General features: G+C 39.8%; 10 protein-coding genes and 2 pseudogenes. 7 read left to right on the top strand and 5 right to left on the bottom strand.

Annotated features, from left to right (window positions below):
* Positions 1-127 (bottom strand): annotated as a pseudogene (locus tag F6K27_RS30020) (photosystem II D2 protein (photosystem q(a) protein)); the annotation flags it as partial.
* 694 nt (positions 128-821) lie between these two features.
* On the opposite strand from F6K27_RS30020, the gene F6K27_RS30015 reads away from it, so the two are divergent.
* From F6K27_RS30015 to F6K27_RS29995, 5 genes are all read left to right on the top strand, one after another.
* Positions 822-1,385: a photosystem I assembly protein Ycf4 gene (locus tag F6K27_RS30015; protein WP_124147546.1), complete on the top strand. Its 564-nt coding sequence runs from the start codon at positions 822-824 to the stop codon at positions 1,383-1,385.
* A 367-nt stretch (positions 1,386-1,752) separates the two neighbouring features.
* Positions 1,753-2,505: a peptidylprolyl isomerase gene (locus tag F6K27_RS30010; protein ID WP_287279579.1), complete on the top strand. Its 753-nt coding sequence runs from the start codon at positions 1,753-1,755 to the stop codon at positions 2,503-2,505.
* A gap of 7 nt (positions 2,506-2,512) precedes the next feature.
* The gene (locus F6K27_RS30005; protein ID WP_287279578.1) at positions 2,513-3,685 is read left to right on the top strand and encodes a beta-ketoacyl-ACP synthase; all 1,173 of its coding nucleotides are present in this window, start codon (positions 2,513-2,515) and stop codon (positions 3,683-3,685) included.
* Between the two features lie 13 nt (positions 3,686-3,698).
* Positions 3,699-3,962 (top strand): DUF6883 domain-containing protein, encoded by a 264-nt coding sequence (locus tag F6K27_RS30000; protein ID WP_287279577.1) that lies wholly within the window; start codon positions 3,699-3,701, stop codon positions 3,960-3,962.
* A gap of 102 nt (positions 3,963-4,064) precedes the next feature.
* Positions 4,065-4,196 carry a hypothetical protein gene (locus F6K27_RS29995; protein ID WP_287279576.1) on the top strand — a complete coding sequence of 44 codons (132 nt, stop codon included), beginning with the start codon at positions 4,065-4,067 and terminating at the stop codon, positions 4,194-4,196.
* Between the two features lie 228 nt (positions 4,197-4,424).
* On the opposite strand, the gene F6K27_RS29990 is transcribed toward F6K27_RS29995, so the two are convergent.
* The 4 genes from F6K27_RS29990 to F6K27_RS29970 all read right to left on the bottom strand — a co-directional run bounded on the left by F6K27_RS29990 (position 4,425) and on the right by F6K27_RS29970 (position 11,468).
* Positions 4,425-4,703 (bottom strand): hypothetical protein, encoded by a 279-nt coding sequence (locus tag F6K27_RS29990; RefSeq protein ID WP_287279575.1) that lies wholly within the window; start codon positions 4,701-4,703, stop codon positions 4,425-4,427.
* Positions 4,704-4,832: 129 nt separating this feature from the next.
* Positions 4,833-6,272: a serine/threonine-protein kinase gene (locus F6K27_RS34170; RefSeq protein WP_353736096.1), complete on the bottom strand. Its 1,440-nt coding sequence runs from the start codon at positions 6,270-6,272 to the stop codon at positions 4,833-4,835.
* A gap of 639 nt (positions 6,273-6,911) precedes the next feature.
* Positions 6,912-8,816 carry a sodium:proton antiporter gene (locus tag F6K27_RS29975; RefSeq protein ID WP_287279574.1) on the bottom strand — a complete coding sequence of 635 codons (1,905 nt, stop codon included), beginning with the start codon at positions 8,814-8,816 and terminating at the stop codon, positions 6,912-6,914.
* Between the two features lie 1,122 nt (positions 8,817-9,938).
* A complete protein-coding gene (locus tag F6K27_RS29970) occupies positions 9,939-11,468 on the bottom strand; it encodes a YifB family Mg chelatase-like AAA ATPase (protein ID WP_287279573.1) in 1,530 nt (509 codons plus the stop codon).
* Positions 11,469-11,516: 48 nt separating this feature from the next.
* Here F6K27_RS29970 and F6K27_RS29965 point away from each other — a divergent pair, with 48 nt between their 5' ends.
* Complete coding sequence (locus F6K27_RS29965; RefSeq protein ID WP_287279572.1) at positions 11,517-11,864, top strand: histidine triad nucleotide-binding protein; 348 nt, start codon at positions 11,517-11,519, stop codon at positions 11,862-11,864.
* Between the two features lie 617 nt (positions 11,865-12,481).
* Positions 12,482-12,608: pseudogene (locus F6K27_RS29960) on the top strand (photosystem II q(b) protein); the annotation flags it as partial.

Raw genomic sequence — 12,608 nt, 5'->3', positions numbered from 1 at the left:
GGAATGCACATGGGAACAAGAGTATACCAGACCAGCCTACAAATACGAAGCGATCGCGTTTCAGCCAGTCATCCAGGACATCAAATGGTCCTCTTTGACTCTGCGGGCGTCCGACTGCTACAGTCATACTACTTTTATATCCTCTTGCTTTTATTGACATACTCCCGACGTTGCCCTTGAGCGACAACACGGAATTCTTCAACCCGCACGGGGAGTTGCAATTTATACAGAGGTGATGTCCTCCCCCTGTTTTTTCTATGTTCCCCTTCAGGAGAGCGCGGGACTTCCCGCTGTTTTTGTTAAAAAGTTTGCTTTCTTAAGCAAGTTAACATAAGTATATATATATTTAAGAAATTTTGCAATTATCTTTCCCAATACCTTAAACTTATTTAAGATTTTCTTTAGATTTTAATAAATGGCATAGAACCCTTGTGGAATATTAGCCCACGTAAAAATTATTTTATCATCACATATCCACGCTTTATCTTTCATATGTAAATCTAAGGGTGAATATCTAGAGGAAATGTAACAGGACTGACGCAGTAACGCTACATGATGGGGAGATGGGGAGATGGCGAGATAGGGAAATCTGCACAATTAAACCCACATTCCGCACGTCAAATTGTAACATTAAAAGTAGTATAAAAACCGTAGCTGATGATGTAAAGCCTCATTATTGCAAGAGGTACTGATAACTGATAACTCAAATGACTCTCCCCACACTCCTCCTATATTTTTAAATAGGTCCTATAAGGGTTCTGTATTTATTTTGGGTCTAAAAAATTTTAAAATTGAGAATGGTATGTAAATATAGAAAGTTTATGACTACTCAAACTTTGATAGGTGATCGCTTACTGCGCAAGGAAATTATAGGGTCTCGTCGTCTCAGTAATTACTTCTGGGCTGTAATTGTCAGTATGGGAGGTATTGGTTTCCTCTTATCAGGGATATCTAGTTATCTCAAAGTTAATCTGTTATTTGTTGCCGACCCTAGCCAACTTAATTTTTTACCCCAGGGAATAGCTATGGGATTTTATGGTGTGCTTGGTACACTGTATGGACTTTTTTTGTGGTTAACTATTATTTGGGACATTGGTGGTGGCTACAATGAGTATAACCAAGAAAAAGGCCAGGTGATGATTTTTCGCTGGGGATTTCCTGGTAAGAATCGTAAAGTAGAATTTAGTTGTCCTACTGAAAATGTGCAATCTATTAAGGTAGATATTAAAGAAGGTCTCAATCCCCGTAGAGCTATATATCTTCGTCTCAAAGACAGTAGGCAAATTCCTCTTACCCGTGTCGGTCAACCATTGGCCTTGTCAAAATTAGAAAATGAAGCGGCTCAACTGGCTAAGTTTCTTCAAGTTCCTTTAGAAGGGCTTTAGTAGAAGTCAGAAGTTAGAAATTAGAAGTAATCCCTGACTGAGTTTGAACATTTAAAAATGTCTGCTTGGAGGGGTGATAGTAGAAGTTCAGAAGTCAGAAGTTAGAAGTTAGAAGTAATCCCTGACTAAGTTTGAACATTTAAAAATATCCACATGAAATGCGTAGCGTTACGTCAGTCAAACAAGAATCTCCCATTATAGTTTTTAATTTATAGCAATGTGCGCTGGCTTATGTACAAATTGCAGGAATTGCCCAATAGCTAAAATCTTATATTATCGGCAATTTATTCCCCCTATTGCCTATTGCCTGCGCGCAGCGCTATAACGATGAGAGTCTCAAAAAATCAACATTGAATTGTGAGTGAAAATGCAAAAAAAAATCAGCCAGTGGTTATTGTCATTAATTATAGTAGTAACTTTGTTGGTGACAGGATGTACTGCCACCTCTGTTCCTAATACAGAAGTTTCGACCCCATCAAGTCAAACAACATTAGATGCTAAGTACAACAGTTTACCTCAGCTAAACGGTAAAGCAACAGTAGTAATGACTGTAAATTCCTCTCCTATTACCATAGAAGTAGACGGCATTAACGCACCTATTACAGCAGGTAACTTTATTGATTTAGTTCAAAAAGGAGTTTATGATGGGTTAGTATTTCACCGAGTAGTGCGCAAACCTCAACCTTTTGTGGTTCAGGGTGGCGACCCTCAAAGTAAAGACTTCAATATCCCCTTAAATAATTTAGGTACAGGAGGTTTTATAGACCCCACAACCTCTAGCGAACGTTACATTCCTCTGGAAATTAAACCTCAAGATGCTTCAGAACCAGTTTACAGTAACACTTTAGAAGAAGTTGGTGTTGCGGAGTCACCTGTTTTGCCTCATACAAGAGGTGCTGTAGCAATGGCTCGCTCTCAATTTCCTGACTCTGCTTCATCCCAATTTTATTTTACTTTAACTGACCTGCCATTTTTGAATGGTAGCTATGCAGTATTTGGTTATGTTACACAAGGGATGAAAGAAGTTGTCGATAATATTGAAGCTGGCGATCGCATTGAGTCAGCGAAAGTTGTTGAAGGTCTGGAAAATTTAACCATACCTAATAGCAACGAATCTTAACTTAACTGTGGAAGTTGTAGTTACGGGTATCGGTCTCACTTCTGCTTTGGGGAACCTCCATCAAAGTTGGAAAAAACTTTTGGAGGGTAAGTCTGCTATTAAGTTACATCAACCTTTTGCAGAATTACCTCCCCTACCTTTGGGTTTAATAAATTTTCAACCTGTTAATTTAACTCAGTTAACTAAGGAAGTCGTAGAAACTGCTGTTAAATCTTCAGGTTTAACACTGCCCCTACATGAATGTGGTGTAGTCATCGGTTCTAGTCGTGGCTATCAAGGAATGCTGGAAAAGTTGGCAAAAAAGCAGCTTATTGGAGATGGTCAGCAAAACGATCTGGAAAAAGATGACACTTCATTTATTAATTTGTTGCCCCATCAACCTGCTATTTTTGCTGCGAGTCAGATAGGTACAAAGGGCGCTGTTCTTGCTCCAATGGCTGCTTGTGCGACGGGAATATGGGCGATCGCTCGTGCCGTAGAGTTAATTGAAACTGGTCAATGTCAACAGGTAATTGCGGGTGCTGTGGAATCTCCTATTACACCTCTGAGTATAGCAGGATTTAGAAAAATGGGAGCTTTGGCTCAAACAGGTGCTTATCCTTTTGACCGCAGTCGGGAGGGGTTAGTTTTGGGGGAAGGAGCTGCTGTTTTGGTATTGGAGTCGGCTGAATTTGCACGGCAAAGAGCGGCTAAAATTTATGGTGAAATTCGGGGTTTTGGTTTGACAAATGATGCTACTTATGGTAATGCGCCAGATTTGAGTGGAAAAAGTGCAATGTTAGCGATCGCTCAATGTTTGGAAAGAAGTGGTTTGTCTGCTGAAGATATTGACTATGTTCATGCTCACGGAACGGCAACTCAGTTAAATGATCGCCACGAAGCTAATTTAATTCAGCAAATTTTTCCCCAGGGAGTGGCAGTTAGTTCGACAAAGGGAGCGACGGGTCATACATTGGGAGCATCTGGAGCATTGGGTGCTGCATTTTGTTTGATAGCGATGGAACATCAGATTTTACCTCCCTGTGTAGGATTAAATGAGGCAGAATTTGACTTAGACTTGGTTAGGTATGCTCGTCAGTCTCAGGTGAAAAATGTTTTATGTTTGAGTTTTGGGTTTGGGGGTCAGAATGCTGCTTTAGTTTTGGGTAGAGTATATGGCAGGATAAATTGCTCTAATTAAAGAGTTTTTAATTATGAAACTTCCCAATGGGATTAAAGCGGAATTAGATAATAAAATTGAAAGCTATTGTCTTAATTTTCATCATCAAAAATGGAAAAATCAAGCTACCTTTTTTCAACAAAAGCTAGGAATAACCTTAGGAAATGTAGAAATTTTGAAAAGTGCTATTAAAAGAGCTGTTATCAATGAATCAGTTTTTATTCGTAAACTCAATGAATATGGTACACACTATAATATGAAGTTCTTTCTCAAATATGAAGTTCTTTCTCAAGACTGAATATAGGAGAATCTCTGATTTTAGTTGCTTGGATAATTTGTACAGGAGAAGACTTTCCCTGATTAACAAATTGTTATCCTGTTAGTAAGTGAGATATGATTAATGACTCAATTACAAGAATTAGATATTGTTGCATTAACTGAGGATAGACAAACAACTCATTTTGAAACAGGAGAATCTATTATTCTGTTGGTTATGAGATTGTGCAGACTTTTCAAAGGGGTGAAACTGTGACAATTCAAGCTTTGCCTGATGTATGGCAATGAGCGCTCAGGTATTTACAATGTTCAGCTCACAGTACAGCCTGGAAAAGGTTTACAAAAAATAATGTGTAAATATGCCAGCGCACATTGCTATAACTTTTACTGTTGATGAAATATTGGGAAATTGACAGAAATTTTCAATATTAATTACCAAATACTATATAAATTTATTCTGTTCTGAGTATTAGTAAAAAAAGCTTTATTTGGGCAAGTCCAGGACTCGAGTTATCCTGTAAGCTTGTTGTTTCAAGCGTAAATCTAGCTGCATTACTTGCAAAAGAATATTTACAGGAACTTGCTGCTGAGTTTTCAATACATTTTGAAGAGCATCTCTAGTAAATAAAATTTCTAAAGCGCGTTCGGGAGATAGAGGAGCTTGAGAACGATTTAAAGACTCTAAATCTTCCACAGCCTTTTCATAGCGAACCAGGGCAAATTTAAAAGGAAAAGTTCTGGGTGAAAAATTAAAGTTATTCATAATTTGTCCTTTCTCAATGATTTAGCTTTTCCATATTAGACCCAATTTTTTAGTAAACTCTTGAAAATATGTGCATTTCTCCTGCTTTTCACTTCAGTCTAATCCTCCGTATATCCATATCAAAAATCTTTACCGAATCAATTTCTCCCAAGCTTGCCACAAAATATCTGCCCTTTCCACCGGACTCTTCGGCAAACATTCCCTCGCCTTCTCCAAACACATCTGTGCTTTTTGCTCATCTCCAGACTTCTTAATAGCCAAACTCAACCATAACCAAACCATCGGTTGACTCCCCTCAATATCCAAAGACTTAAAATAACTTTCCATAGCCTTTTCATATCTTTGCAATTGATAAAATAACACCCCCAAACTTCGCCATGCTTGCCAATGATTAGGCTGCAATTTAACAGTTTTTTGATAACAAAAAATTGCCTCTTCATAACGTTTCAACTGATGACAAACCTCAGCCTTCTTATACCAAGCATCATAATTATTTGGTCGAATAGAAATAGCAAGGTCATAAGAAGCGATCGCTGCCTCAGTTTTCCCAAATTTTTGCATAATTCGACCTTTAATAACTTGTGGAATTCCCCCAAGAATTTTTGTTAACAAAGAAGGATTATTACCTCCTGCTTGAGATTTTGAAGAGGCAAAACTTTTCTGATATTTTACCGACTCTAATTCTTTTAAAACATCTTCTACAGACTGATACCTTTGATTAATGTTTGGAGCCAAAAGCTTATCAATAATTATCCCCAATTCTTTACTAATATTAGACTGTAAATATTGTCGCCAAACCCACTTACCCTCAACAACATCAAACAACTCAAAAGGCGCTACTTGAGTCAACAAATATATACAAGTAACCCCCAAATTATAAAGGTCACTAGCAGGAACCGCCTTTCCCGCCAACTGTTCCGGAGCAACATATCCCGCACTACCAATCATCGTTCCAGTTTGCCCAAGAGAAGATTCTGTAATTACCTTGCTAGCTCCAAAATCCACCAACACCAACTGGCCTTTAATTTCCCCTCTACCATCAGGAAGCGTAATTGAGTTTCGCCGAATAATATTTTCTGGCTTAATATCGCGATGAATTACCTGCCGTTCGTGGACAAATTCCAACACAGGCAACAAATCCCAAAGTAACTCCTGAATCTGATTTTCAGTAAAAGTCCCATTAACAACTAACTCCTGCTCTAAATTTTGCCCATCAATAAATTCTTGGATGAGATATTGTTGCTCACCTTGTTGAAAATGAGCCATTAATTCTGGGATTTGAGGATGTTGACCCAACTCATCAAGTCTGATAGCTTCCCGACCAAACAACTCAGCAGCTTTTTCCGCATTAGCACTATTTTGAGGAAAAAATTGTTTAATCACACAACGGGGTCGGGAAGGTTTATACTCATCTACAGCAAGGAATGTTTTGCCAAAGCCACCTTGACCAATAGGCTTAATAGTACGGTAGCGATCGCCCAAAAGTAACTTAGCTCCGCAGCTGTGACAAAATCGATGACCGGAAGGATTATATGGCTTTCGGCATTCAGAGTTAAGACAGTAGCTCATCCTGATTTTTAACTTGAAAATTTAGTTATATCAACTCACTTCAATTGACCTTAATATTAGGCACTACTGTTGTTTGCTAAAGCTTAAAAACATAGACTATCTTAGACAAATATATACAAAAGGAATATATACAAAAGGTCTATGTTTTTACGCCATTAATCTGTGTTATTATTGCATATGTCTGCTAAGACCAGAGGATTTTAGTAACAATTATGGAGTGTTTTGCACTCGACTTTTCATAAGGACGAAAACCCCAGAGGGAATCCTAAACTCAATGTGTTTGAGCGGAACATTAACCTTCTTTGCCAGTAGACTTATGGACAGGTGAGCCGGAAAATCGCTCTTAGTCACCGATGAAGAGCGTGTCTAGGATTGTCTAGATTTTTAGAAGGTGCTACTAACTTCTTATATCATCAGGACTTACGCACGGACACTAAATTGAGTGAGGGCGAATGCCATTTGCGTTCCGCAAAGCTCCGAATGGCGTCCCTACATATGACGTTTTCAAGGTGAATTTGCGTAAGTCCTGATCATGTCCGTTTAATTAGCGATCAAAAACTATCTTCTCCTCTTCCTTTTCCTTTTTTTTTCCTCCTGACTCCTGACTCCTGACTCCTGACTCCTGACTCCTCCGTTCTATCAGAGTTCAGATTCGAGAACCGAAGAAGGGATAGGTACTTCTTCAACAGTTGGATATTTTTCTATAGTTAAATTTGATTGCTGAGCTCCAGATAGTCGTTTGAGAAGCTTAGGTTTAGGGTCATGTAGCAAATAAATAATCCGATCGCCTGGTTGCCAATTTTCTGTGGCAGATAATACTTGAAGACTTCCTTGCCTTTCAATCAAAAGTGGCATTAACTCCCTTGCTCCAATAAGTGCCTTAAGGTGAGTCTTTTGGAACTCAAATCCCAATTGCTTAAGGACTGTTTCCCCTAATTTCACTTCTCTGTCAGAAAGATATTTATTCCAACTTTTGATATTTAACTCTAAAGCAAATGGTTGTTGAACCTTCTCTTTACCATTTTGACTTTTATGCTGGGGACTTTTTGGATAAATAGCTAATACTCTTGGTGGCTTAAATTCTTCTGCTGCTCTTTGAGCCAAAACTAAATTTACTTCTTCATTCTTAGTCATTGCTAAGAAAGTTCCCACTGATTCTAAACCAGCCTCTTCTAGGACATTAGTATCAAAGGCACTACTTTTGTATACTTGCAAACCTTCCTTCTCTGCCTGCTGACAAGCTTCCTCATCCGTATCTATGAGTACCACTGATTCACCCCTATCCTTAAATATACGTCCAATCAATCGGGACAGAGGATTGGAACCCACAATAACAGCACCAGTAGCAGCACTAGAAGTAATTCCCAAAAATTGAGCCACGAATCTTGCCGTCAACCCTTGACTAAATACCGTCATCATAATTGTCAAAAACACCAAAGCCTTAATAGAGTCACCACCATTAATACCTTTCTGAGTTAACAAGATAGCAAACAAAGAAGAAACTGAAGCCGAAACTATTCCTCTAGGAGCAACCCAACTGACAAACATCTTTTGTCGCCAATTAAGCTTGCTACTCCAAGTACAAATTAAGACGTTGAGAGGGCGAACCAGGAACATCAAACTCAAAACGGTAAATACACTTCCCCAACCTAGAGCAACAATACTTGCTAAGGATAGGTCTGCTGCTAGTAAAATAAACAACACTGAAACGGCCAACATTGTTAGTTGTCCTTTAAACCGCCTTAATAATCGTAACTCTGGTATTTCGGCTGCCCCAACGAAAATTCCTGCTACGACTGTGGTCATCAATCCTGATTCACTACGGACTTGTTCTGCTAGACCAAACATTCCCCATAGAGCCGCCAAAACTACCAGATTTGCTAATTCTTCAGACAGAAACTTTGCTCTTTTGAGGGTAAATCCTAAAATCCAGCCTCCTGTTGCACCAATGATAGTCCCCATTCCTAAGCGCACAACTAGGTCTCTAAATAATCCTAAAGGGTCAGCGCCTTCATTTAAAACTATGTTCAATACCAATACGGCCAGAATTGCTCCTACAGGATCGATGAGAACTCCTTCTCCTTCCAACAAGGTAGCTACTTGTCGGTCTACTGAAACCTGTTTGAGCAATGGCCCTACCACAGTTGGCCCTGTAACTACTACTAACGAGGCATAAAGGAATGCGATCGGCCAGGGAAACTCACCTAACCAGTGAGCGGCCATGCCACCACCAATTAAGGTTACCAGTGTACCTATGGTTACTAAGTTGCGGATACTACCGGAAACTTTTCCTAATTCTCTAAGTTCCAAATTCAAGCCCCCCTCAAAGAGAATGAGGGCTACAAATAAGGATACTACCACTTCTAAACCATTACCCAGTAGGTTTGGATGTACCACTCCCAAAACATCTTTGCCTACTAGAATACCAAATAGTAGTAAAAAGACTATCGCAGGTACTTTCAGGTAGGCTGCCAGAACTTGGGCTGCTATACCACTGATTACAGTCAGGATGATCAGCAGAGTTATGTCAAATGGTATTTCCATAAGTTAAGTGTTATCTTTAATTCCCTGGCTTACCAGCTTTTTTTCTTAGGTTTCAGATTTTGATTGTGAAATTATCTGTTCTAATTTTTTTTGCTGGTTAGTTTTTCTGTATTTTATTCTTAATTTTAGCGATGAAATTATTATTCAGAAGGATTGATTATTTATTTCAAGTTAGGTTAAGTTTTAGGAATTATCTGAATAAAACAATTGAATTACCGAACTTCTAATTTTTTTATTCCCTAATTAATTTTTCTGTACATCTCCTAATTTAAATATTTGCCCATAATTCTTTTGAAACATATTTATCTCTTTCGTATTATAACTACTCTTCACCAAAGTGCAACTATGGTTATTTTTGACTTTTACGAATAGAGTATAATCTATCTAAATGTAGACCATGGCTGATGTTATACTAAATCCGCCTTAGCAAGAGGGTACTTTAAAAAGCTGTAGCCTTTGCTATACATAGGATTTGTGAATAGGAAAAGCCTCCTTTTATACCCGGATTTGGTATTATCAGGTTTTGAGCTTAACTAGAAATTCCCTTAGATTAGGTTATTTTGACAAAAAATATAATTATATGTATGCGATTTTTTATCAAAATAACAAATCCTTCTAAATACTAAATCCGGATTTAGATTAGATAAGAGCTTGATCTCAACGTTGGTTGAATACCCGCGCTCACCTGAGGGTGGAAGTGTCCTATAGAAAAACCAATCAATGTTGCGGTTTTTCCAAAGCGTGTGCTATTGTAATTAAATTAAGTCTGCTAGGCTAGCAGTTTCTAGGGCAGACGTCGGATTGGCGACGTACTGTGGAGCGCGCCTTTAGACCGAAAAGAGGCTCGACCTCGGAGACAAGTGCTATGTTAGCGCAACTTCTCTGTTAGCGCAGCTCCTCCGGAGGAGGTAAGAGGAAAAAGAAAACCCTAAGAGCGTTATGGTTAGGAGTCCCTCGTTGTGGCCTTAGCGCAACGTCGGGAGGATGTCAATAATAGGGTAAGGTAGGGGGTAAAGAATATAATACAGGTTGGGTTAACTGGGAACAAAAACCAAAAACCTAATCTGTTGGGTTTATCCTCCGGATAAGCTCCGCTAATGTTCCTCAAGCTAACCTACAAAGCTACTGCATTCTATCAATTGTCCGATACTGAATTGCCTCAGCTACATAAGCAGGTTTCAACTCCTCATCCCCCGCTAAGTCAGCAATAGTCCTGGCTACCTTCAAGATGCGATCGCTCGCCCTCGCTGACAACCCCAATTTCCTGATCGCTCCTTCCAATAAACCCCGACTGCTATCATCCAACTTACACCACTTGCGAAAATGACGACTCTGCATCTGAGCATTACAACTTAAACCAACCTCATCCTGAAACCGATACCGAGCGTGATCGCGTGCTAATTTTACCCTCTCCCTCACATCAACCGACCCTTCCCCAGTGTCCTGCCTTGTAATTTCCTCCGGTTTCAACCGACTAACTATCACCTGCAAATCTATCCTATCCATCAACGGACCCGAAAGTTTTCCCCAATATTGCTCCCGTTGCCGTGGCGAACAAGTACATTGTTGAATAGGATCTCCATAATAACCGCACGGACAAGGGTTTGTACTAGCAACCAAAGTAAACTGAGCCGGAAATTCCACCGACATTCGGGTGCGCGATATTGTCACCACCCCATCTTCCAACGGTTGACGCAAATATTCCAAAACATTGCGGTTAAACTCCGTTAACTCATCCAAAAATAATACCCCTCGGTGAGATAAAGAAATTTCCCCCGGTCGTGGAAAACTCCCTCCACCCACCAAAGACGGTCCAGAAGCAGAATGGTGGGGACTGCGAAACGGGCGATCGCTCACCAAACTCCCCTTATCTTTCAACAACCCCGCCACAGAATAAATTTGAGTCACTTCCAACGCCTCCTCAAAATTCAACGGAGGCAAAATTCCCGGTAAACGTCGCGCCAACATAGTTTTCCCACTGCCAGGAGGACCGACAAAAATCAAATTATGCCCCCCAGCAGCAGCTATTTCCAAAGCACGACGGGCATGATTTTGTCCTTTAACTTCTTTCAAATCTAAACCAGAAAATTGTTGTTTTGCCAAAATCTCAGCAATATCTACTTCTACAGGAGAAAAGTTAGTGGGATTATTCAAAAAATCAGTGACATCAAATATATTGTCAAATCCATAAACCGATAACCCCTTAACTACCGCCGCCTCCTTTGCATTAGCAGCAGGCACAACTAACCCGCTAATTCCCATTTTTTCTGCTGCTGCAGCAATGGGTAAAATTCCAGCTACTGGTCGTAATGTACCATCAAGGGAAACTTCTCCCAAAAATAGATGGTCTCCGAGTAAGTCTGCATTCACTTGTTCCGAGGCAGCCAAAATTCCGATACTAATAGGTAAGTCAAAACTGGGGCCTTCCTTGCGTAAATCTCCGGGGGTGAGATTAACCAGAATTTTCCGCATAGGGAAGGCATAACCGCAATTTTTGAGAGTAGCTTTGACTCTTTCCTTTGATTCTTGAACTGCTGCATCTGGCAACCCCACAACGACAATTTTTGGCAGTCCCCCCGATACATCGACTTCCACACCCACTTTGACGGCCTCAATGCCAATTATTGATGCACTCCAGACTCTAGCTAACATATTCCTTTATTCTTTAATTTATATAGTAAGTTGTTTGAATATAGATAAATGACCCAGCAAGACACTCTTTTCAGTAAAATTATCCGGCGCGAGATTCCGGCGGACATTGTTTATGAGGATGACATGGCCCTGGCCTTCAAAGATATTAATCCTCAAGCTCCCGTTCATATCCTCGTGATTCCGAAAAAGCCTATTCCCAAGTTAGCTGATGCTTCACCGGAAGACCATAGTTTGATGGGACATTTATTGCTGACGGCCAAGCGGGTTGCTGAACAAGCAGGACTTGAAAATGGCTATCGTGTAGTGATTAATAATGGAGCTGAAGCTGGTCAAACTGTTTTTCATTTACATCTTCATATTCTTGGAGGTCGTCAAATGCAGTGGCCTCCAGGTTAATTCAAGATATAGCAGTACGTTCTTTGGCATTTGACAATAAATTTGAGTGAAAAGGGAGTAGGGAGTAGGGAATAGAGGAATGCCTGCGCCCTATTTGCGTGATGCTATAAATAATGTAGTGGAGTGGCACGTCTAATATCAGGCGTTGCATAAATGCGGGATGATTTTAATAGTTTTGTGGAAGTGGAATAGGCATCTTGCCCGTTCCTGATATTTTTGGGCAGGCAGGATACCCACCCCACTTATATTCATCCCGCCCCTCAGCAATGCCTAATATCAAGCTGCACTGATTAACTACAATATAATCAGGACTTACGCAGAGACTCTACTTATGGCTAGGGCGAATACCATTCGCCCCTACATACAGATGGTGGTTTAACAGTCAATTTGCGTAAGTTCTGTGTGCAATAGATTTTTTTTTGTTTCTAGGTGTCTTTATCTCCTCATCTCCCCATCTCTAGGAGTCTCAAGGAGAAAGCATAAGTCTAACTTATAATAAAATTCAAAAAGACTTTTCTTAAAACCCTTTACAAAACTAAATTAGATGATTAATATAGTAAACAAGAAAGCAAAAACGCTTTCGAGAACCTTGAAAAATACATAGCAATTATAAACGCATGACAACTACCTTACAACAGCGTGAAAACGCCAACGTATGGGAAAAGTTCTGTAGCTGGATCACCAGCACAGACAATCGTTTATACATCGGTTGGTTCGGTGTATTAATGATCCCCACCCTTCTCA

The organism is Okeania sp. SIO2F5, assembly GCF_010692685.1.
Lineage (GTDB): Bacteria > Cyanobacteriota > Cyanobacteriia > Cyanobacteriales > Microcoleaceae > Okeania > Okeania hirsuta.
Note: the sequence above shows the minus strand (reverse complement) of the source record. Positions and strands in the feature narration are given on the sequence as shown.

Excerpts from the sequence above, each read along its gene's own strand:
- F6K27_RS29970 (WP_287279573.1), bottom strand. The coding sequence starts at position 11,468 with ATGTTAGCTAGAGTCTGGAGTGCATCAATAATTGGCATTGAGGCCGTC.
- F6K27_RS30015 (WP_124147546.1), top strand. The coding sequence starts at position 822 with ATGACTACTCAAACTTTGATAGGTGATCGCTTACTGCGCAAGGAAATT.
- F6K27_RS29990 (WP_287279575.1), bottom strand. The coding sequence starts at position 4,703 with ATGAATAACTTTAATTTTTCACCCAGAACTTTTCCTTTTAAATTTGCC.
- F6K27_RS34170 (WP_353736096.1), bottom strand. The coding sequence starts at position 6,272 with ATGAGCTACTGTCTTAACTCTGAATGCCGAAAGCCATATAATCCTTCC.
- F6K27_RS30010 (WP_287279579.1), top strand. The coding sequence starts at position 1,753 with ATGCAAAAAAAAATCAGCCAGTGGTTATTGTCATTAATTATAGTAGTA.
- F6K27_RS29965 (WP_287279572.1), top strand. The coding sequence starts at position 11,517 with ATGACCCAGCAAGACACTCTTTTCAGTAAAATTATCCGGCGCGAGATT.
- F6K27_RS29975 (WP_287279574.1), bottom strand. The coding sequence starts at position 8,816 with ATGGAAATACCATTTGACATAACTCTGCTGATCATCCTGACTGTAATC.
- F6K27_RS29995 (WP_287279576.1), top strand. The coding sequence starts at position 4,065 with ATGACTCAATTACAAGAATTAGATATTGTTGCATTAACTGAGGATAGA.
- F6K27_RS30000 (WP_287279577.1), top strand. The coding sequence starts at position 3,699 with ATGAAACTTCCCAATGGGATTAAAGCGGAATTAGATAATAAAATTGAA.